The following is a 21,103-nucleotide window of genomic DNA, read 5'->3' on the forward strand; positions in this document are numbered from 1 at the left end:
CACTCGCCCGCGGCACCCTCTCTGCCGAGCATTGCTCCCTCCGAGATCAGACGCGGCGGTTGCTCCAGCCATCATCCTTGTCCGGAACGGTTCGCACAAGTTAGTTGCTTAGGCAACAAAAGAATTCGGCAAAGATATTGCGGCAGAATCGCTGGCGTAATTGGGCTTGCCCAACTCTCGTGTCCCGGACGCGCTGCAGCGTGAAACGCTGCTGCGCAGCGCCGGGATCCATGCGACCGCGCGCACTGAGCGAGATAGGCCCCCGCTCTGCAGCGCACCACTGCGTGCTGCGCTGCGTCCGGGGCACGGGCCCAAACAACCGCTACGGACCAATCCACTCCCCCGGCGCATCGTCGTTCAACCGCGCCAGCGCTTTGGCGCGCAGCGTCAGCACGGCGCGCTGATTGATGTAGCCCTTGTCCGTAATCTCCCCGCCGTCCACCGACGGCGGCTCGGCGAGCAGCAGTGCGCGCGTGGCGTGGCCGGAGGAATTGGCCCCCTGCTGCCTCAGTTTCGCGAGACCCCGCGCGATCGCCGCTCTGACCTTTTCATGCGCGAGCACGTCGTTCGCACCTGCCGTCTCGGGCAAACCCGCGTGAACGCGGCAGGCGGCGATGTTCGGGAACACCAGGAAGCGCACCTCGTCGCCGCCATGACCGGTGACGATGATGTCCTGCGCGAGCGGCGCCAGCGCGGCGATGCCGGCGACGCGCAGCGTGCCGACATTGACCCAGGTGCCGGAATTGAGCTTGAAGTCCTCCGCGACGCGGCCGTCGAAGAACAGGCCGCGCTCGGGCCGCCCGGCGTCGGCGAACTTCACGGCGTCACCGATGAGATAAAAACCCTCTTCGTCGAACGCCTGCCTGGTTAGCTCCGGCGCCTTCCAGTAACCCGGCGTGACGTTGGGGCCGCGCACGCGCACCTCCAGCTTGTCGCCGGAGATAACGAGCTTCAATTCGGTGCCGGGAATCGGCACGCCGATATTGCCCGAGCGCTCCGCGAGGAAATGGCAGTCGGTCGCCAGCGGCGAGGTCTCGGTTGAACCCCACGCCGAGACCATCGGTATCGCGCGGCCAACGGTCTTGACGGAGAGCTCCTCGATCGCGTCCCATAGATTTTGCGGCAGCGCGGCACCGGCGTAAAACGCGAACTTCACCTCGCCGAAGAAGCGGCGGCACAGCGCCTCGTCGCCGCGCAGCGCCGCGATCAGCATGTCGAAGCCGCGCGGCACGTTGAAATAGACCGTCGGCATCACGCTTTTCAAATTGGCGAGTGACGTCGCAAAGAGGCCCGGCGCAGGCTTGCCGCCGTCGATATAGAGCGAGCCGCCATTGCGCAGCACGAGATTGAAATTGTGGTTGGCGCCGAACGTGTGGCTCCAGGGCAGCCAGTCGAGAATGACGAGATCGCTGCCAGCTTGCTCGAGAAAGGTCCAGGTCTGCGCCTTGGCCTGCTGGCTGGAAGTCAGCATGCGCTGGGTGTTGATCACGGCTTTCGGCGCACCGGTCGAGCCCGAGGTGAACAGGAATTTTGCGATCGTATCGGGCGTCACCGCGGCGAAGGCCGTTGCGACCTCGGGGCTCTCGGGCGTTGCCGCGATGGTGCCGAAGGCCAGCGCATCGATATCGTCTGCATTGCCGCTGATGATCTGCGCACGATGCAGGGGCTTGATCGCGGCCATCGCCGCCGCAAACGGCTTCACTGCTGAGACATAGATCGCGGCGGGCTCAAGCAGAGTGATCATGCTCTTGAGCTTGTCAAAGTCCTTTGACATCAGCGAATAGGCTGGCGAGATCGCCGCCGAGGGCACGCCGACATGCTGGGCCGCAAGTGCCAGCAGCGCATGATCGATGCTGTTGTCGGAGAGGATCGCTAGCGGATGCTCTGCGCTGAGCCCCCGCGCCAAAATCCAGGACGCCGCCGCGCGCACCTGGCGCAGCGCCTGCGCATAGGTAACGGTGGTCCATGGCGCCTCGGTGCTGCTGCGCTCCGCGAGGAAAATCGCATCGGGCCTCTGCCGCGCCCATTGCTCCAGCCAGTCGCCGATGCAGCGTGCGCCATCGCGCAAGGGGTCGGGCGAGCGCAGCACGATGCTGCCGTCGGCGCGATGCTCGGCAACGGTTTTGGGCGTCGCGAACAGGCTCGAAGCATCACCGCGTGGGGCGGCTGTCATGGTTTCCTCCTCGCCCGGAAGCCGGGATCGGCCGCAGCCTCGTCGCGGGCCGCGTTGGCCATAATGTTGGGCGTGGCAATTGTTGTCGTCAACAACAATCTTCCGCTGGCACGGCGAAGACGCTACAACAATGGCCCGGCAGGAGACCCGACGTGACAACCACCGCAGCCCAGACTTTCCCACGCAAGCGTGCGGCCAACGGCGCAACGCCGCGGAACGACGCGGACGAAATCGGCCTCGACGCACTGGTCGGCCACGCCGGTTATGCGGTGCGGCGCTTCCAGATCTGGATTTTCCAGGACTTCGTCAAAACGCTCGGCAATGTCGACATCCGGCCGACGCAATATTCGGTGCTGACGGTGATCGGCGCCAATCCCGGCCTGTCGCAGATGGCGGTGGCCAAGCGCCTCGGCATCGAGCGCGCGCGGCTTGTGCATCTGCTCGACAGCCTCGAACAGCGCAGGCTCGTGAAGCGGGTCAGATCGAAGACCGACCGGCGCTCCCATGCCCTGCACCTCACCGCGCAAGGCGAGACGGCGCTCGCGAAATTCAAGCGCCTCGCCGCGGAGCACGAGCGGCATGTCGAGGACAGGATCGGCAAGGAGAACCGGGAACGGCTGCTGCGGATCCTCGCTGACTTCACCTGACCCAGACTGCCCACTATTTATGCAAATGCCCCCGGCAGGGCGCTGGCACGACGGCCACCCGACCCTCGAAATATCCCTCAAGCCACTGATCCCCCGACAATATCCGGAGCACTCGTCCTGCCCGGATCGTGTACACAATGGCACATCGCTTGCTTCGATCCGGGTGAAGAGCCGTAGCCGGAGTTTTGTCGCCATGAGGGCTGGAATGGGTGCTGAGCAGCCTGAAACGATCGCCGCGATTGTGGCTGCGCATCGCGCGGGCACGCTCACGCCGGCGCAGACGGTCGCGCGCACCTATCAGCGCATCCGCGATCACAACGATCCGGCCGTTTTCATCAGCCTGCGCGACGAAAAGGACGCGATCACGGAGGCCGGGAAGCTCGCCACGAAGGATGCCGCCAGCCTGCAGCTCTATGGCGTGCCGGTCGTGGTGAAGGACAATATCGACGCGCTGGGATTTCCGACCACCGCGGCCTGCCCGGCCTTCTCGTATACGCCGACGCATGATTCGACCGCGGTGCAACGGCTGCGCGCCGCCGGCGCCATCATCATCGGCAAGACCAATCTCGACCAGTTCGCGACCGGCCTCGTCGGCGTACGCTCCCCTCATGGCATTCCTCGCAATTCGATCCGCGATGATCTCATTCCCGGCGGATCGAGCTCGGGCTCGGCCACCGCCGTCGGCGCCGGGCTGGTGCCGCTGTCGCTGGGAACTGACACCGCCGGCAGCGGGCGCGTGCCGGCGATGCTCAACAACATCGTCGGGCTGAAGCCGAGCCTCGGCATGATCTCGACCGCTGGCCTGGTGCCGGCCTGCCGGACGCTCGACTGCATCTCGGTGTTCGCACTGACCGTGGACGACGCCGCGTTGGCGCTCTCCGTGATGACTGGCCCCGACCAGGCCGATCCGTTCTCGCGCGATCGGCGGCTGGGCGCGATCACGCCGCTCCCGGCAAACCTGCGTCTCGGCGTGCCGCGCAACGGACAGCTGATCTTTTTCGGCGACAAGAAGGCGGAAGCGGCCTTTAGCGATGCGCTGAAGCGCTGGACCGCGCTTGGCGCAACGCTCGTCGAGTTCGACCTCGAGCCGTTCTACGAGACAGCGCGGCTGCTCTACGAGGGACCGTGGGTTGCCGAGCGCTATCTCGTGATCCGCGACCTGCTGGCGTCCGCGCCGGATGCGATCCATCCGGTGACGCGCGAGATCACCGTGGCCGGCGCGCGGCTGACGGCGGCGGAGACCTTCTCCGCGCTCTACCGCTTGCAGGGCCTGCGCAAGATCGCCGAACGCACGTTTGCAAACGTCGACGCGCTGGTGCTGCCGACGGCACCGACGGTCTATACGACCGCTCAGGTGCTGGCCAATCCGGTCGAGCTCAACAGCCGGCTCGGCACCTACACCAATTTTGTCAATCTGCTCGACCTCTGCGGTCTCGCGGTGCCGGCAGCGATGCGGGACGACGGCATTCCATTCGGCATCACGCTGCTTGCGCCCGCCGGCCACGACGCGTTGCTCGCGAGCATCGGGCGCGTGTTTCATGCGGCTACGGAGCTGACGCTTGGCGCAAGGGGCGTGGCGCAGTCTCCGCTCGCGCCGCTTGCCGCGACCAGCGTCGATGAAATTCCGGTCGCCGTCGTCGGCGCGCATCTGTCAGGCATGGCGCTGAACGGCGAGCTGAAAGCGCTGAACGGCCACCTGATCGAGGCGACTAGGACCGCGGCTGACTACAAGCTCTACGCATTGAAGACCACGCCGCCGAAGCCGGGCATGCTGCGCGTCGAAGCAGGCAAGGGCGCGTCGATCGAGCTGGAGATATGGTCGCTGTCGTCGTCCGCTTTCGGCAAGTTCGTCAACGCGATCCCCGCGCCGATGGCGATCGGCACAGTGCGGCTGGCCGACGGCCGCACCGTGAAGGGGTTTCTCGTCGAGCCGGAAGTGCTGGGCGACGCCCGCGACATTACGGACTATGGCGGTTGGCGAAAGTATATGGCGGAGAAGGCGACGGGATAGGTGCATCTCCTCATGGTGAGGAGGCGCGCAGGCGCCGTCTCGAACCATGAAGGCCACGCGGCTGCATCTCGGCCTTTCATCCTTCGAGACGCGGCCTTCGGCCGCTCCTCAGGATGAGGAGATCACACCGACACCGCGTAGATCTCGTACTCCCCGCGCACCAGCTCGATATGCGCGCGCATCGCGGCGGCGGCGCCCTGCTTGTCGCCGCGCATGATGGCGACGACGACGCGGTCGTGCTCGGCTTGCGATTTGGCGAGACGTCCGAGGTTGCGGAACTGGGCGCGGCGGAACGGCTGAACGCGGGCGCGGGTCGCCAGCGTGATCTCGGCGATATAGCCGTTCTGCGATCCCGCATAGATCGCGTTATGGAAGCGCTCGTTGTCCTCGTGGAAACGATCGGGATTGCCGGTGTAGCTCAAGACCCGCAGCTCTTCGTGGATGGCCTCCAGGCCGTGGCGCTCGACGGCAGACATGCGCTCGGCCGCAAGACCTGCACAGAGCGCCTCCAGCTCCGCCATCGCCTCGAACATGCTTGTCAGCCGTTCGAATGAAGGCTGCGCCACGACCGCGCCGCGATGGGCGCGCGCTTCGACGAGGCCGCTTGCCACGAGCTGGCGCAGTGCTTCCCGCACCGGCGTGCGCGAAACGCTGAAGCGGCGCGCGATGTCGGTTTCGTCAAGCGGCGCGCCGGGGGCAAGGGCTCCGCGCACGATCTCGTCGGCGAGCTGCAGGCGCAGCTCCTCGGCGCGCGTGACCTTCTGCACCGAAGGCGACGCCCGATCGACGCGCGGCACCACCGGCTCGGCCGGCAGTGTTCCCTGCGGAAGGTCGTCAAGCGTCATACGATCAGGTCTCTTTCGACTCGTCGATGATGCTGACATGGGCGGCGACGACGCGCCAGCCCTCCGGGAATTTTACCCAGGTCTGCATCTGCCGGCCGACCTTACCCGGCACCGTGTCGCGATAGAACAGGGTGGAGGCGACCGCGGTGTCGCGGCCATAGCTTGTGATCACGGTTTTCGCAGTGCGGCGGTTGAGGCCGACCGGCGAGCGCCCGGCTCGAAAGCCGGAGATCGCCTCATAGCCGTAGAGGTTCTCGCCGATGCCATAGCGCAGCGTGCGGGGATCGTTGCGAAAGAGCTCGCCGAGCAAGGCGACGTCGTTGGTGATCAGCGCCTGCTCGTAGCGGTCGAACGCGGCTTTGACTTCCGCGATCACGTCGGGGAGATCGATCTCCATCTCAAAATCCTTTTGGGCTGGGCGCGGCGACGACGCCCATCTTCTCCAACGCGTACGCGACACGCAACGCGATGTCCTCGCGCCAGGGCGCGGCGATGATCTGCACGCCGATCGGCAGCGGCTCGAGCGGCACCGGCACGGCGACCACGGGCAGGCCGATAAAGGAGATCGGCTGGGTGTGGATACCGATGTTGGCGCGCACCGGCAGCTCAACGCCGCCAAGGCTGAAATTGACCTGGCCGAGCTTTGGCGCGGTGCAAGGCGTCGCGGGGGCGAGCAACACGTCGACGGACTTGAAGACCTCGGCGAGTTGCGCGCGATACCAGCGACGGAATTTCTGGGCGCGGTCGACCAGCGGCGCCGGCACCATGGCGCCCGCGATCAACCGGTCGCGCACGGCTGGATCGAAATCGTTCGGCCGCTTGCGCAGGCGATCGAGATGCAGCGAGGCGCCTTCGGTGGTGCTGATGACATAGGCCGCGGCACGGGCGCGCGCGGCTTCGGGCACGTCCACCACGCGCGTTGCGCCCAGCGCCTTGGCGACGCGGCCGATAGCCTCGACGGCTTCCGGAAACAGATTCTGCTGGAAGTACCCGCCGGCGATCGCAATGCGCAGGTCCGAAACCGGATTGGCGAGCAGCGGCAGCGTCGGCTCCAACCCGCGCGTCGTGCAGGCGGCATCGTCAGCATCCGGGCCCTGCATCGCGTCATAGGCCAGAGCGAGATCGGTGGCGGAGCGCGCGAACGGGCCGAGATGATCGAGGCTCGCGACGAACGGAAACGACCGCGCGCGCGACAGCCGGCCATAGGTCGGCTTCAAACCAAAGATGCCGCAGAACGAGGACGGCACGCGGATCGAACCGTTGGTATCAGAGCCGAGCGCGATCGGCACCAGCGCGCCGCCGACAGCGCTGCCCGAGCCGCCGGAGGAGCCGCCGCTCATTCGCGTGGTGTCATGCGGATTGCGCGAGGGACCGTCATGGACATTCTCGCCGGTGAAGTCATAGGCGTATTCGCCCATGTTGAGCGCACCGACCAGCACGGCGCCGGCGGCCTCCATGCGCTCGATCAGCGTGGCATCGCGCGTGGCGGGCACGCGGTCTCGGTTGATCTTCGAGCCTGCGCGTGTGGCGAGGCCCGCGACGTCGAACAGGTTCTTCACCGCGAAGGGCACGCCGGCGAGCGGGCCGACGGACTTGCCGGCGGCGATATCGGCGTCGATCGCGCGCGCTTTGGCACGGGCGCGATCGGCGGTGATGTCGGTGAACGCATTGAGGATGGTGTCGTGCTGCTTGATGCGCGCAAGCGCTGCTTCGGTCGCATCGAGCGCCGACATTTTGCGGCCCGCAACCGCGCTCGCGATATCGGAAGCTGTCATCTCTGGCTTTGTCGTCATGGCGGCGTCAGACCGTGAACACGGGCGCCGGCTCGGTCTCGTCCGGCAGCGCGAATTCGTCGACGAGGCGGCCGAGCCGCAACGAGACTTCGAGGTTGGCGCGAATGGCCGGTCGCCAAGCGTCCTCGACCGGCAATGCCAGCGCCTGCGATACGGCGTCGATGTAATCGTCCAGCGGTTCGGCCATCACGCTCCCAAACAATCAGTGCACCGGCGACGGCGGATGCGGGATCGCCGTCAGCAGCTCCTTGGTGTAGTCGTCCTGCGGATCGCTCAAAACTCTGTCGGAAGAGCCTTCCTCGACGATTCGACCCGACCGCATGACAATGACACGATCGCACAACAAGCGCACCACATTCAAATCATGCGAGACGAACAAATAGCTCATACCTAGCCGTGCCTTGAGGTCCTGAAGCAGATTGAGGACCACGGCTTGCACCGAGACGTCGAGCGCCGCGGTCGGCTCGTCCAGAATGACGAGTTTAGGGTGCAGGGCGATGGCGCGGGCAATACCGACACGGGCCTTCTGGCCGCCCGACAATTGATGCGGGAAGCGATCGAGCAGATTGAGCGGCAGGCCCACCATGGTGGCCAGTTCCTCGCAGCGGGTGCGCAGCGCATCGCGCCCCCTGACGTCGCCGAGCTGCATGATGGGGTCGATGATGGCGCGTGCGGCGGTAAAGCGCGAGTTGAGGCTGTCGGTCGGATCCTGGAACACCATCTGGATACGGCTGCGTTGCGGCAGCCGGGCAAATCCCGCCGGCGCAATGCCGCCGATGTCCTCGCCGTCGAACTGGATCAGGCCCGAGGTCTGGTCCAAGAGCCGCATCACCATCATCGACGTGGTCGATTTACCGCAGCCGGACTCGCCGACCAGGCCGACGCTCTCGCCATGACCAATCGAGAAGCTGATGCCGTCGACCGCGCGGAACACATCCGGCTCGACCGGCGGCTTGCGGCCGAACAATTTGCCGAGCGTGGCAGTGGCGCCCTGGCGGGGATATTCCTTGACCAGCTTGTCGATGAGCAGGAGGGGCTGGTCGCTCTTCCTGGCCTCGTCTTGCCACGCCTGGTGGATGGCCGGGTCAGGCGCGGCCAGAACAGCTGAGCCCTCCTCCTCCGGCAACAGATCCCGCAAGCTCACGCCGAGCCGAGGCGTCGCGCGCATCAGCTTCTTCGTGTAGGGGTGCTGCGGGTTGGCGAAGATGTCGGCGGCCTTTGCGGTCTCGACCACCCGGCCCTTCTCCATCACCACGACGCGGTCGCAATAGGCGGCGGCCAAGCCGAGATCGTGGGTGATCAGGATGGTGGACATCGCCTTGCGCTTGGTCAGCTCGACGATCAGGTCCATCACCGCCTTCTGCGTGGTGACGTCCAATCCAGTCGTCGGTTCGTCCGCGATCAAAAGCTGTGGATTGCAGGCGAGCGCGAGCGCGATGACGACGCGCTGGCACATCCCGCCGGACAGCTCGAATGGATAGGCGTGATAGCGCTCGCGCGGGCGGGCGATCTTGACCTGCTCCAGCGCCTCGATCGCCTTTTCTCCGCGGTCCGAAACCATGGCCTGTTGCACATGGGTGCGCAGCACGTCCTCGATCTGGTCGCCCACTTTCCGGATCGGATTGAGCGCGGCGCGCGGGTTCTGGAAGATCATCGAGACTTCGCGGCCGCGCAGGTCGCGCATCTGGTCTTCGGTCGCGGCCTTGACGTCGATCCCGGAGAACATCACCGAGCCCTCGGCGATTCGGCCCGCCCGGTCGAGGATGCGCATCACCGCATACGACGTCACCGATTTGCCGGAGCCGGACTCGCCGACGATGGCAAGCGTCTCGCCCTTGGCGACGGAGATGTTGACGTGCTGCACCGCCTTGACGATGCCGCGGCGGGTGTTGAATTCGACCGTGAGGTCCTGGACGTCGAGCAGGGGCCGGGCGGTCAAGGGTGCCTCCCAAACAAAAACGTCGAAAACAACCCCATGCACAGTAGAATTGGATTGATTTCATTGGAGAATTTTGAGCGGGAATTTGCGCGTACTCCAGCCATCACGTCCTCCGCTGCGGGTCGACGATGTCGCGCAGGCCGTCGCCGAGGAGGTTGAAGCAGAACACGGCGACCATCAGCGCGAGGCCGGGGAACAGCGCGATCCACCATTCGCCGGAGACCATGAAGCCCGCGCCTTCGGCGACCATGATGCCCCATTCCGCCGTCGGCGGACGGACGCCGAGGCCGATGAAGGACAGGCCGGCGGCATTGAGGATGGCGTAGCCCATGGTCAGCGACATCTGCACGATCATGATCGGCATGATGTTGGGCAGAATATGCACGAGAAGAATACGGAATTCGCCGTTGCCGGAGAGGCGCGCCGCCTGAACGAAGCCGGCATTGCGGCGCACATTGGCTTCGGCGCGCGCGACGCGGGCATAGAGCGGGAAGTTCACGATCGCTGTGGCCAGGATGATGTTCTGCACGGTGTTGCCGAGCGCTGCGACGATGCCCATGGCGAGCACGAACAGCGGGAACGCCATGATGGTGTCGGCGATGCGGCCGACAATGCGGTCGGTCCAGCCGCCGAAATGGCCGGCGGCGATGCCGGCGAGCCCGCCCATCAAAAACACCAGCACGACGGAGGCGACCGCGATGAACGCATCGAGCCGCGTCGCCACCACGACCCGGCTGAAGATGTCGCGGCCCAATTGGTCGGTGCCGAACCAGTGCGCGGCCGAGGGCGGCTTCAACGACGCGGCGGTATCGGACGCCAGCGGATCATACGGCACCACATAGGGACCGAAGATCGCAGCAATGAGGATCACGATCAGCAGCGCGAAGGCGAAGCCCGTGACCTTGTTCTCGCCGAGCACGTAGCGGGTCTGCTCGAGCAGCGCGACGAGCCCCGAGGTCCGCGCGGGACCGACGGGTTCAACAGCAGGCGCAACAGAACTCATGAATGCTCCCTACCCTTCCAGCCGCACGCGCGGATCGATCACGCCATAGAGAATGTCGATCACGAGATTGAGCAGCACGTACATGACCGCCATGGTCAGCACAAAACCCTGCACCGGCGCGAAGTCGGACGAGATCAGCGCCTCGACCGCGTAGGAGCCGATGCCGGGCCATGCGAACACTTTTTCGACCAGCACGTTGGCGCCGAGCAGGAACGAGAACACCATGCTGAGCGTGGTGATGACGGGAAGCATCGCGTTCCGAAACGCGTAGGTGACGATGACGGTCGCGGGCGACAGGCCGCTGGCGCGCGCGGTGCGCACGAACTCCGACGACAGCACCGCCAGCATCGAGGCACGCGTCATGCGCGCGATCGGCGCCAGCGAGAAGATCGCAAGCGTCGTCGCCGGCAGGATGAGCTGGCTGCATGCCGAACGGAACGCCTCGAGGTCGCGCGCGATCAGGGTGTCGATCAGGTAGAAGCCGGTTACCGTCGGCGGTGCGCTATAGAACACATCGAGCCGGCCGAGCGGCGCGGGCGACCAGCCGAGCCGGAAATAGAAGACATAGACCAGCACGAGGCCGGTGAAGAACACCGGCAGCGAGACGCCGGCCGTCGTCGTGACGCGACAGAGATGATCGACCCATGAGCCCGGCCGCGTCGCCGCCAGCACGCCGAGCGGGATGGCGATCACGATCGAGACGACGAGGCCGAGCAGCGTCAACTCGGCGGAGGCCGGCAGGCGGTTGCGGATCTCGGCCGCGACCGGCTGGCCCGTCGTGAGCGAATTGCCGAAATCGCCATGGGCGAGGTCGTTGGTGTAGCGGAAGAACTGCTCGATCAGCGGCTTGTCGAGGCCGAGCTTTTTGCGGATCTGCTCGACGGCTTCCTTGGTCGCGGCGGGACCGGCGAAATACGCGGCAGGGTCGCCGGGCAGCGCGCGCGTCAGCAGGAAGGTGACGATGACGACCCCGATCAGCGACGGGATCGCGAACATCAGGCGCTTGCCGATCATGATCAGCATGACCCCTCACTCCTTCGCCATCGCGCGGTAATCCAGACGGCGGTGAAACCAGTATTGGTAGCCGCTGATGTTCTTCTGCATCGCGACGTTGACGAAGGGCTGGTACAGCGGGATGCGCGGGATGTCGCTGTAGGCGAGCTCGACAAAGCCCTTCACGTCGGTGTCGTAGGTCGCCGTGTCGCCGATAGCTGCCGCATTGCGTGCGCCGTCGATGAGCTTGTCCATCTCCGCCGACTTGTAGCTCATGGTGTTGAAGACGGAATTGTTGCCGTGATAGCACCAGTAGAAGAAGTATTCGGGGTAATCGAGCCAGCCCGAGAACACGTTGGTGAAGAGCGGCATCTCCTTCTTGTTCAATTCGGTGCGCCAGTTGGCGCCGGGCACCTTGTTGATGGTGGTCTTGATGCCGATCTGGGCCAGGCTTTCCTGCACCAGCACGCAGAGCGGCTCGTTGACGCCGGCGAAATTCAAATCGAACGAGATCGTGGTCTCGAAGCCGTTGGCGTAGCCCGCCTCGGCCATCAGCGCCTTCGCCTTGTCCATGTCGGTGTTGTATTTGTGCGGCTGCGGCCAGGCGACTTCGGTCGGCTTGTCCTTGGCCGCGCCGAACATCGGGTTCGCGAGCCCGAACATCACCGCGTCCATGATCTTCTGATAGGGAATCGCGTAGGCGACCGCCTGACGTACCTTGGGATTGTCGAACGGCGGCTTGGTGACGTTCATGCCGATATACTGGATGCCGTTGGAGAACGGCAGCGACACCACGTTGAGCTTGCCGCTCGCCTTCATCTCCTGAAAGTCCTTGAACGGCAGCTCGTAGGAGATGTCGGCGTCGCCGCGCTCGAGCAACGCCCGGCGGTTGCCGGCCTGCGGCACCATGCGCCAGATCACGCGCTTGATCTTCGGCAAGGGGCCGCCGACCCAATCCTCGTTGCGCTCCATGACGACTTCGGTGCCGGCGGTCCACTTCGTCACCTTGTAGGCGCCCGAGCCCGCGGTCTGCTGTTTTGTGAATTCGAGACCCCAGGGATCTTTTTCGCTGGCGTTCTTCTTCACCAGTTCGGAATTGATGATGCACGGCACGATCACCGCGAGATCGGGGATCGTCAGCTTGTCCTTCTTCAGGAAGTCGACGCGCACCGTGTAGTCGTCGATCACGACGAACTGCTCGGGTTTCGTCAGCGAGCCCGCGCTCATCTGGAAGGTCGGAAAACCGCCGACGCTCACCGCGCGATCAAGTGACCATTTGACGTCCTTCGCCGTCACAGGCGCGCCGTCGTGGAATTTGGCGTGCTTCTTCAGCTTGAAGGTGACCGACATGTCGTCGATCTTGAAGTCCTCGGCGAGCTCACCCCTAAACTTGTCGCGGTCGTAATAGGGCACGCCGCCGGGGCCGCTCTTCATCTCGTGGCTGATCAGGCGGTCGTAGCAATTCCACGACACCTCATAGCCGGGCACGTTGGTGCCGACGCCGTGGATGTCGAGATTGTTGGGGCCGCCTTCCGAGACGATCAGCAGCGTCTCCGACCGCGCATCGGCCTGGGCGGACGAGATCACCGGCGGCATGGCCGGAAGCGCCGCACCAGCGGCCAATCCGGAAACGGACTTGAGGAAATCGCGGCGCTTCATGAAACGGCTCCAACTCAAAAGTTTTTGGTTGGAACTGGATTCGCAAGGTTCGTGCCAAGGCTTAGCGAGACGTTAATCGAGGAATAAGATATTGTTAGTACGTGATAATATAGCTTTTCGGCCAAGCAGCCGCTCTCAATCAAGGTGCCAAGTCATTGCATACAAAGAAGCGTATTTGCACATAAAATAGACTGCCGTACTCCGCGCTCAACTCGTGGGCGTCATCCCGGCCAGATCAGGTCCTGCAACTCGACAAGATCGTTCGCCTGCTCCTGCCAGCCCTCGATGCAGATGTGGCTGTTGAGGTCGCTGGCGCGGTGGAGGAGCATCAGCGCCATCAGCCGGCGCTTGAGCGCGAAATCGAGCTTTGCATAACCAAAGCCTTCGAGCAGGTTGCGCACCCTCCCCGGCCGGCCTGCCGCCATGAACGCACTGGGGCCGAGCAAATCGTAATCACGCCATCCCGTCAGCACGTCGCCAAAGTCGAACAGGCCGGCGAGCGACCATTGATCGTCGCGGCAAGCGAGCAAGAAGTTCTCTGGAATGTATTCGCCGATCAGGATCACCGGCGGCGCGTCCATCGGAATGAGTTTTGCCGCGTCGCGCAGGAGATCGTCGAGGCCGGCGAGGAATTTCGGCGCAAGGCCCAGACGCGTGTGCCGCGCCTTGCAGCCCAGCATCTGGGCGCGCATGAAGTGGTCCCAGCGCGGCTGGATTTGCGCGAGCGGGCCGAGCGACGCGCGCTGCACGGACGCAATGGTCTCGCCGATCTGACGCAGCACGCGCTCCTTCTGCGCTTCGGCTAATTGCGGCCAGACCTCCGAGCCGAGCCTGCCGACAAGGCGCGTGATGATCAGATAAGGCCAGCCGTCGCGCTCGCCTTCCGCGACGATCTCGGGGATCGGCAAGTCAAGGCGGCCGGCAAGCTGCGTCAGCGAGCCGCGCTCGGAGACGAATTGCGCGCGAAGCAGCGGCGGGAAGATTTTCAGGATCAGCCGGTCACTGAGGCCGACCACGAGATTGGTGCCGGTCGCAAACACCAGCGGCGAGCCACTGTCGAAGCCATGGCTGCGGGCGATGTCGAGCGCGATCGGCAGCCATTGCGAGGAAGTGGAGCGCCAGGCGCGAAAGCTTTCTGCGTCGGCGAAGTGAGGTAGTTGCTCCGATGGACCATTCGTCATCCGCATGCGCTCACGCAGAACAGGCTTGAGTTGATCCGGTGCAGGCGCAGGACGCGGTGCACCTCTCCCGCTTGCGGGAGAGGTCGACGCGCAGCGTCGGGTGAGGGCTTTCCCCTCTTGGGGGTTCTCGATCGCGGAAACACCCTCTCCCCAACCCTCTCCCGCAAGCGGGAGAGGGAGCGCGCCTCCTTCGCGGCTGCCGAAAGGTCCAATCTCAAGACTCTACCGGTCCGGGCTGGCGCGCTCGAACTGGCGCAGCAGCTTGTTGCCGCGTTCGACCGCGGAATCGAGCGCACCTTGCGCGCTCTTGTGGCCGGCAAAGGCCTGCTCCAGCTCGTCCTCGATCGCGCCGCGGATCAGCACGAAGGAGCCGAGCCGGATGCCCTTCGAATTCTCCGTCGGGGGATGCAGCGTGATCTCCTCGAACGAGATCGCCGAGCCCGGATTGCGCTCGTAAAAGCCCTGCGCGCGCGTCAGCTCGAAGGCGGCGCGGGTAACAGGCAGATAGCCGGTGTTCTGGTGCCAGGCGGCCTGAACGCCGGGCTGCGACAGATAGGCGAAGAACCGCGCCACACCCTTGTATTCCTCGCGCGGGCGATCGCGCAGCACCCACAGCGTAGCGCCGCCGATGATCGAGTTCTGCGGCGCGCCCTTCACGTCGGGCCAATACGGCATCATGCCGTAGCCGATGTCGAATTTCGAATTCGCCTTGATGTCGGCCCGCGTCGCCGAGGAGCCGATGAAGATGCCGCATTCGCCGTTCTGGAAGCGCGGCTCGGCCGATTGGCCGCGGCCGCTATAATCGAACAGTTTTGTCTTTTGCCATTCGACAAGTTGGGCAACGTGTTTGACGACGACCGGATTGTTGACGGTCAGCTCGGCATCCAGCGCGGCAAAGCCGTTGGCCCGGGTCGCGAGCGGCAGATTGTGAAACGCCGAAAAGTTCTCGACATGGATCCAGGACGGCCATGACGTCGTGAAGCCACACGCCGCGCCGCGATCGCGCAGGCGTTTTGCAGCAGCGCCGAGCTCCGGCCAGGTTTTCGGCGGCGTCTCCGGATCGAGGCCCGCGTCGCGGAACATGGTCTTGTTGTAATAGAGGATCGGCGTCGACGAATTGAACGGGAAGGACAACAGATTGCCGGCCGCATCGGTGTAGTAGCCGGAGACGGCGGGAAGGTAATCGCCCAGCGAGAACGGCTCGTTCATGTCCCGCATCAGGCTGAACACGGGATAGATCGCACCCTTGGCCGCGGTCATGGTGGCGGTGGCGACCTCGTTGACCTGAACGATCGCGGGCTGGCTGCGCGAGCGGAAGGCGAAGATCGCTGCCGTCACCGTCTCGGTGTAATTGCCCTTGTAAGTTGGCACGACGCGATAATCCGGCTGCGAGGCGTTGAAGTCGGAGGCGAGCTTCTCGAGCTGCCGGCCGAGCTCGCCGGACATGGCGTGCCACCACGCGACGTCGGTGGCGGCACGCACCGGCGCGGCCAATGAGAGAGCCGCAAAGGCGGCGGCGATCTGCAAAAGGCGCGATGCTGAAGTCACGATGGCTCTTCCCGTGCCGCACGACGAAAGGCGGCTGTCCCTGCTTAAGGCGCGGCATTTGCGGTTTCAACCGGGAATGCGCGCCGGCCGCGCCGCACAATCACGCCGCTGCGCCGGGCGGGATGGCCTTCCCCCGACCATCTGCTAGATTGCATTGAACCTTTTCCTCCCGCCATAGACTCCACCACTGAGGGGTTGAGTGTGCCAGTGTTGAACCGTGCCGAACGCTCGCGGACCGGGGTGGTTTTCGTCGCGCTTGTGGTCGCCATCTGCGCGACGAGCGCCGTTGCGCGTGAATTCCGCGCGGCCGACACCCAGACCGAGGATTATCCGACCGTGCAGGCGCTGCGCTACATGGGCGCCCTGATCGCCGAGCGCAGCGGCGGCCGGCACGATATCCTGATCCGGTCCATCGAGCACATGCGGAAGGTGCTGGACGGCCCTATCGGCAGCGAGACTCTCGGCGGTTTCGGGCCCTGCGGCTTGGTCGGCCTCGCCCTCTGCGATTCCGGCGCGCGGTCGATCTACAACGGCCTTCGCCCGGTGAAGAGCGTGGTCTACGCGAGGACCGTCGACGATCCCGCCGCGACCGCGCTGATCGAACGCATTCGCAAGGTGGAGTAAGGCCTCTTGCCTGGGCTTGGACACAGCGAGCACGCAGACAGGCCGCCCGGCCCGATCGGGCGGCTGCGCGCGCGGCTCCTCGGTGCGCTCCGGGCGGTGCCGATCCGCTGGCGCATCCTGTCGATCGCGGCGCTGAATTCCGCCGTGGTGGTGGTGCTGGTCGCGCTGATCTGGAACGGCTCGCAGGTGCTCGGCTCGGCCTGGGACGACGTGCGCCAGGTGCGCGAGTCCGACCGGATTCTGGCGCTGCTCGAAAGCGAGACAGGGCGGCTGCACAATCTGATCCACCGCTACATCAACCAGCCGAGCCCGGATCTGTTCGCCGAGATCCTGCTGCTGCGCGAGGCGGTGCTGGGTACGCTGACCAACCGCGCCGCCAACGACCCGATGCTGTCGGGCTCGGTCGAGGAACTGGAGCGTACCACCGACCGCTTTCTCAATGGCTTTGGCGAACTGCGCAGCGTGCAGGTCACCATCGCCAGGACCTACGAGGATCAGGTGCAGGGACCCGCCAGGGACATGGCGGGCCTCTACTCCATCATCGAAGGCGCGACCGGCCATCGCGACGCGCTGATCTGGCCTTCGCTCGGCAAGTCGCGCGAGGCCTTCACCGCGATGCTGGTCGCGGCCAATTCCTACTATCTGTCGCTGTCACCGGCCGCAGCCGACGAGGCGCGGCGCAACACCGAGACGATCGAGACAACCATCCCGGTCATGATCGATCTCGCCGAAAACGAGCTCCAGCGCATGGCGCTGCAAAAGCTCGGGACCCGCACCGCCGCGCTGCGCGAAGGCTTTGCAAAGCTCTCCGAGCAGCTCACAAGCCGCACCGAGCTGCTGCGCAACACCATCGACGCCAACCAGGCCGAGGCGATCGGCGCCATCGACGACCTCTCCACCAAGATGCGCCAGCGCGAGCAGAAGGCGCAGGAGACGTTCGACCGGACGCTCGCGGACATTTCGCGGCGTGTTCTTTCCATCGCCGTGATCTTCCTCGGCATCATCCTCACCGCCGGCGTGCTGATCGCGCTGTCGATCCGGCTGCCGCTGCAGCAGATCATGGCCGCGATGCGCGCGATTACGCTCGGCGACCTCGGCCGCGAGGTGCAGGGCACACGCGCGCGCGACGAAGTCGGCGCCATGGCGCGCGCGGTGGAAGTGTTCCGCGAAAACGCGATTGCCAAGCGCGAGACCGAGGACGAGTTGCGCGCGTCCAAGGAGAAGGCCGAGAGCGCGCTGCTCGAGCTCAACACCGCGCAGCAGAATCTGATCGATGCCGAGCGGCTCGCAGCCCTCGGCGGCCTCGTCGCCGGCGTCGCCCACGAGGTCAACAACCCCATCGGCATCAGCCTGACGGTCGCGTCCAGCTTTGCCCGGCGCACCGAGATCTTCGAGGCCCAGCTCAAGGGCGAAGGCGGCCTGCGCCGCTCGCAGCTCGAAGAATTCGTGCAGTCCTCGCGCGACGCCTCGCAGCAGCTCGTCGCCAACCTGCAGCGCGCCGGCGAACTGATCCAGTCGTTCAAGCAGGTCGCGGTCGATCGCTCCCATGCCGAGCGGCGGCAATTCTCCTTGAGCGAAGCCACCGACCAGATCATCGCGAGCCTGCGTCCGGTGCTGAAGCGGTCGCCGATCACGCTCCATGTCGACATGCCCGAGGGGCTGCTGCTCGACGGTTATCCCGGCTCCTACGGCCAGATCCTGACCAACCTCTTCCTCAACGCCGCCAACCACGCCTTTGCCGACGGCCGTGCCGGCACGATCACGATCTCGGCGCGGCCCCGTGGGGCCGACGACGTCGAGATCATCTTCACCGATGACGGGGCCGGCATGACCTCCGACGTGCAGCGCCAGGCCTTTGACCCATTTTTTACCACAAGGCGCAATGAAGGTGGCACGGGACTCGGCCTCCATATCGTCTATAACCTCGTCACCCAGCAGCTCGGCGGTCGCATGATGCTGGAATCCAAGCTGGGACAAGGCACTACATTTCGCATTATCATGCCCCGGGTCGCCAGGGGCGGCGCGCAAAGCACAGAGACTGACGGGACTTCTCAATGGCCGAACCGGACGATGTCCTCCACCTGATCGACGACACCGGTACCGCGTCGGAGGATGTTGACGCCCGGAAATGGAAGATCGCCGTCATCGACGACGATCAGGCCGTGCATGACGGCACCCGCTTCGCGCTGTCGGACTACAGTCTCAACGGCCAAGGCCTGGAGATCCTCTCTGCCCATTCCGCGGCGGAAGGTCGCAAGCTGATGGCCGCGCACAGCGACATCGCCGCCGTGCTGCTCGACGTCATCATGGAAACGGACGTCGCCGGCCTCGACCTGGTCGAGTACATCCGCAACGAGCTCAAGAACGAGACCGTGCGCATCATCCTGCGCACCGGGCAGCCCGGCCAGGCGCCCGAGCGGCGCGTGATCGTGCAGTACGACATCAACGACTACAAGGCCAAGACCGAGCTCACCGCCGACAAGCTGTTCACCTCGCTGACCGCGGCGCTGCGCTCCTACCAGCAGCTCGAGCGCATGCTGCAGACCCGGCGCGGGCTCGAGATCATCATCGACGCCGCCTCGACGCTGTACGATTTCAAGTCGATGCAGCGGCTCGCCGAGGGCGTGCTGACCCAGCTCGCCTCGCTGCTCAATGTCGATTGCGCCGGTATACTGGTTTTGCGCGACAATGGCGGCGTCGACCCCAAGCTCTCGGTGCTCGCCGGCAGCGGCTGCTACAGCCGCTTCATCGGCATGACAACGTCGAAGGCGCTCGACCCCGAGCTGCGCCAGATGGTGGAGGACGCGTTCCAGCGCCGCAAGAACGAGTTCGCCGACCACCGCAGCGTGATCTATTTGCGCACCGGAAGCGGCCGCGAGGTCGTTGTGCTGCTCCAGGCCGAGCGCGAACTGTCGGAGACCGACCGCTCGCTGGTCGAGATCTTCTCCAGCCGGCTCTCGATCGCCTTCGACAACGTCATCCTCTACCAGCAGCTCCAGGCCGCCAACACCCAGCTGGAAGACCGCGTCGCCCAGCGCACCCGCGCGCTGATGCAGGCCAACCGCCGCCTCTCGGCGCAATGGCTGCGGCTGCAGCGCGCCAACGGCTTCAAGAACGAGATTCTCGGCACCGTCGCGCATGATCTGAAGAACCCGCTCGGCGTCATCCTCGGCCGTACCGAGATGCTGAAGGAGCTGATCTCGACCGGCGCGTCGTCGAGCGGCGTGGTCGCCCAGGTCGATCACATCCGCGATGCGACGAAGCGCCTGACCACGATGGTCGACCATCTGATCTCGGACGCGATGGCCGATGCCTTCGACATCACCATCCGCCGCGAGCCGGTCGACGTCGCGGCCCTGGTCAAGGAGGTCGCCGAGGCCAACCAGCCGCTCGCGGTCAACAAGCAGCAGGCGATCAGCGTCATCGCGCCAGCCAACATCGTCACCATGTGCGACACCGACCGCATCCGCGAGGCGATCGACAATCTCATCAGCAACGCGATCAAATACTCACCGATCGGCGGCAAGATCGATGTCGCCGTCAGCCATGAGGGCGGCGACACCATCGTCCGCGTCAGCGACGAGGGCGCCGGCCTGTCGCCGGAGGATCTCGGCCGCCTGTTCGGCCGGTTCCAGCGGCTGTCCGCAAAACCGACCGCCGGCGAGAGCTCGACGGGGCTTGGGTTGTCCATCGTCAAGCGTATTATCGACATGCATGGCGGCGAAGTGACCGCCGAGAGCGAGGGCCCCGGCAAGGGCTCGACCTTCACCATCACCCTCCCCGCGACAGAAATCCCGTGATTTCAAGACCATGACCCAAAGCCAGCACATCATGATCGTCGATGACGAGGCCCCGGCCCGGGAGATGGTCGGCGATTACCTCAAGATGCACGGCTTCACCGTGACGCTGTGCGACGGCGGCAAGTCGTTGCGCACCGCGATCGACGGCAGCATGCCCGACCTCGTCGTGCTCGACCTCAACATGCCCGAGGAAGACGGGCTCTCTATCATCCGCGACCTCAAGAGCCGCATCAACGTGCCGGTGATCATGCTCACCGCGACGGCGAGCCCGATCGACCGCGTCGTCGGCCTCGAGCTCGGCGCCGACGATTACGTGGCAAAGCCGTGCGAGCTGCGTGAGCTGATGGCGCGCATCCGCTCGGTGCTGCGCCGGAGCACGCCGGTGAAAGCCGTGGCGGCGGAAGCGGCGGCTGCGAAATCGGACAAGGAGCAATTGGTACGGTTCGGGACAAAGTGGCTCGATCTCGAAGCGCAGGCCTTGCGCGACGACGAGGGCAACGAGCATCCGCTGACCGCATCCGAGTTCGGGCTGTTGAAGGTGTTCGCGGCCAACCCGAAGCGCGTGCTGTCGCGCGAGCGCCTGCTGGAATTGGCCAACGCGCGTGACGCCGAAGCCTTCGACCGCGCCGTCGATCTGCGCATCATGCGCATCCGTCGCAAGATCGAGCCCGATCCGACAAAACCCGCCGTGATCCGCACCATCCGCGGCGGCGGCTATTTGTTCTCGCCGGTCGGGGAGAAGGCTTGAGTGTCGTCCTCGCGAAAGCCAGGACGACATCGGGGTTGAGGCGACAGCGAACGCAAAAGCCCGAAATACGTTCCCGGCGCCGCCGACCCCCCACCCCCGTATTTTCCGTATATTGAAATTCCACGCTTTTTTGCCTCGA

Annotated in this window: 16 protein-coding genes and 1 pseudogene; 6 read left to right on the plus strand and 11 right to left on the minus strand. The window is 65.1% G+C overall.

All coding sequences use genetic code 11. From position 1 onward, the window contains the following. Positions 1-322: 322 nt before the first annotated feature. Positions 323-2,173, minus strand: coding sequence for a feruloyl-CoA synthase (locus ABIB00_RS02460; RefSeq protein ID WP_354103254.1), 1,851 nt, complete (start codon positions 2,171-2,173; stop codon positions 323-325). 152 nt (positions 2,174-2,325) lie between these two features. On the opposite strand from ABIB00_RS02460, the gene ABIB00_RS02465 reads away from it, so the two are divergent. Further along, positions 2,326-2,820, plus strand: a complete 495-nt coding sequence (locus ABIB00_RS02465; RefSeq protein WP_354048258.1) for a MarR family winged helix-turn-helix transcriptional regulator — start codon at positions 2,326-2,328, stop codon at positions 2,818-2,820. Between the two features lie 205 nt (positions 2,821-3,025). Then, entirely contained in the window at positions 3,026-4,831 is a 1,806-nt protein-coding gene (gene atzF, locus ABIB00_RS02470; protein ID WP_354103255.1) for an allophanate hydrolase, read from the plus strand. Between the two features lie 122 nt (positions 4,832-4,953). Here atzF and ABIB00_RS02475 read toward each other — a convergent pair whose 3' ends face one another. The 10 genes from ABIB00_RS02475 to ugpB all read right to left on the minus strand — a co-directional run bounded on the left by ABIB00_RS02475 (position 4,954) and on the right by ugpB (position 15,792). After that, entirely contained in the window at positions 4,954-5,676 is a 723-nt protein-coding gene (locus ABIB00_RS02475; RefSeq protein WP_354103256.1) for a GntR family transcriptional regulator, read from the minus strand. 4 nt (positions 5,677-5,680) lie between these two features. Continuing rightward, a complete protein-coding gene (hpxZ, locus tag ABIB00_RS02480; RefSeq protein ID WP_354103257.1) occupies positions 5,681-6,073 on the minus strand; it encodes an oxalurate catabolism protein HpxZ in 393 nt (130 codons plus the stop codon). Between the two features lies 1 nt (position 6,074). Beyond that, a complete protein-coding gene (locus ABIB00_RS02485; protein WP_354103258.1) occupies positions 6,075-7,469 on the minus strand; it encodes an AtzE family amidohydrolase in 1,395 nt (464 codons plus the stop codon). Between the two features lie 7 nt (positions 7,470-7,476). Next, a complete protein-coding gene (locus tag ABIB00_RS02490; protein ID WP_247339199.1) occupies positions 7,477-7,656 on the minus strand; it encodes a DUF4089 domain-containing protein in 180 nt (59 codons plus the stop codon). A gap of 15 nt (positions 7,657-7,671) precedes the next feature. Beyond that, positions 7,672-9,408, minus strand: a complete 1,737-nt coding sequence (locus ABIB00_RS02495) for a dipeptide ABC transporter ATP-binding protein (protein WP_354103259.1) — start codon at positions 9,406-9,408, stop codon at positions 7,672-7,674. 103 nt (positions 9,409-9,511) lie between these two features. Next, entirely contained in the window at positions 9,512-10,411 is a 900-nt protein-coding gene (locus tag ABIB00_RS02500; protein WP_354103260.1) for an ABC transporter permease, read from the minus strand. 9 nt (positions 10,412-10,420) lie between these two features. Next, the gene (locus tag ABIB00_RS02505) at positions 10,421-11,434 is read right to left on the minus strand and encodes an ABC transporter permease (protein WP_354103261.1); all 1,014 of its coding nucleotides are present in this window, start codon (positions 11,432-11,434) and stop codon (positions 10,421-10,423) included. A 6-nt stretch (positions 11,435-11,440) separates the two neighbouring features. Beyond that, positions 11,441-13,063, minus strand: a complete 1,623-nt coding sequence (locus ABIB00_RS02510; RefSeq protein ID WP_354103262.1) for an ABC transporter substrate-binding protein — start codon at positions 13,061-13,063, stop codon at positions 11,441-11,443. Positions 13,064-13,284: 221 nt separating this feature from the next. After that, the gene (locus tag ABIB00_RS02515) at positions 13,285-14,244 is read right to left on the minus strand and encodes an aminoglycoside phosphotransferase family protein (protein ID WP_354103263.1); all 960 of its coding nucleotides are present in this window, start codon (positions 14,242-14,244) and stop codon (positions 13,285-13,287) included. A 222-nt stretch (positions 14,245-14,466) separates the two neighbouring features. Then, complete coding sequence (ugpB, locus tag ABIB00_RS02520; protein ID WP_502917784.1) at positions 14,467-15,792, minus strand: sn-glycerol-3-phosphate ABC transporter substrate-binding protein UgpB; 1,326 nt, start codon at positions 15,790-15,792, stop codon at positions 14,467-14,469. A 201-nt stretch (positions 15,793-15,993) separates the two neighbouring features. Between ugpB and ABIB00_RS02525 the strand changes: the two are divergent. The 4 genes and pseudogenes from ABIB00_RS02525 to ABIB00_RS02540 form a co-directional block, all read left to right on the plus strand. Beyond that, positions 15,994-16,359, plus strand: a pseudogene (locus ABIB00_RS02525) (TRAP transporter substrate-binding protein); the annotation flags it as partial. A gap of 111 nt (positions 16,360-16,470) precedes the next feature. Then, the gene (locus ABIB00_RS02530) at positions 16,471-18,501 is read left to right on the plus strand and encodes a sensor histidine kinase (RefSeq protein ID WP_354103408.1); all 2,031 of its coding nucleotides are present in this window, start codon (positions 16,471-16,473) and stop codon (positions 18,499-18,501) included. After that, the gene (locus tag ABIB00_RS02535) at positions 18,471-20,216 is read left to right on the plus strand and encodes an ATP-binding response regulator (RefSeq protein WP_354103264.1); all 1,746 of its coding nucleotides are present in this window, start codon (positions 18,471-18,473) and stop codon (positions 20,214-20,216) included. Before ABIB00_RS02530 ends, ABIB00_RS02535 begins: the two co-directional genes overlap by 31 nt. A gap of 10 nt (positions 20,217-20,226) precedes the next feature. Next, the gene (locus tag ABIB00_RS02540; protein ID WP_247351854.1) at positions 20,227-20,964 is read left to right on the plus strand and encodes a response regulator; all 738 of its coding nucleotides are present in this window, start codon (positions 20,227-20,229) and stop codon (positions 20,962-20,964) included. The last annotated feature ends 139 nt before the right edge of the window (positions 20,965-21,103 follow it).

Source organism: Bradyrhizobium sp. LB14.3 (assembly GCF_040547985.1).
GTDB lineage: Bacteria > Pseudomonadota > Alphaproteobacteria > Rhizobiales > Xanthobacteraceae > Bradyrhizobium.

Coding starts and splice junctions, on each gene's coding strand:
- ABIB00_RS02515 (WP_354103263.1), bottom strand. CDS start 14,244: ATGACGAATGGTCCATCGGAGCAACTACCTCACTTCGCCGACGCAGAA.
- ABIB00_RS02510 (WP_354103262.1), bottom strand. CDS start 13,063: ATGAAGCGCCGCGATTTCCTCAAGTCCGTTTCCGGATTGGCCGCTGGT.
- ABIB00_RS02490 (WP_247339199.1), bottom strand. CDS start 7,656: ATGGCCGAACCGCTGGACGATTACATCGACGCCGTATCGCAGGCGCTG.
- ABIB00_RS02485 (WP_354103258.1), bottom strand. CDS start 7,469: ATGACGACAAAGCCAGAGATGACAGCTTCCGATATCGCGAGCGCGGTT.
- ABIB00_RS02535 (WP_354103264.1), top strand. CDS start 18,471: ATGGCCGAACCGGACGATGTCCTCCACCTGATCGACGACACCGGTACC.
- hpxZ (WP_354103257.1), bottom strand. CDS start 6,073: ATGGAGATCGATCTCCCCGACGTGATCGCGGAAGTCAAAGCCGCGTTC.
- ABIB00_RS02460 (WP_354103254.1), bottom strand. CDS start 2,173: ATGACAGCCGCCCCACGCGGTGATGCTTCGAGCCTGTTCGCGACGCCC.
- ABIB00_RS02500 (WP_354103260.1), bottom strand. CDS start 10,411: ATGAGTTCTGTTGCGCCTGCTGTTGAACCCGTCGGTCCCGCGCGGACC.
- ABIB00_RS02475 (WP_354103256.1), bottom strand. CDS start 5,676: ATGACGCTTGACGACCTTCCGCAGGGAACACTGCCGGCCGAGCCGGTG.
- ABIB00_RS02540 (WP_247351854.1), top strand. CDS start 20,227: ATGACCCAAAGCCAGCACATCATGATCGTCGATGACGAGGCCCCGGCC.
- ABIB00_RS02505 (WP_354103261.1), bottom strand. CDS start 11,434: ATGCTGATCATGATCGGCAAGCGCCTGATGTTCGCGATCCCGTCGCTG.
- atzF (WP_354103255.1), top strand. CDS start 3,026: ATGGGTGCTGAGCAGCCTGAAACGATCGCCGCGATTGTGGCTGCGCAT.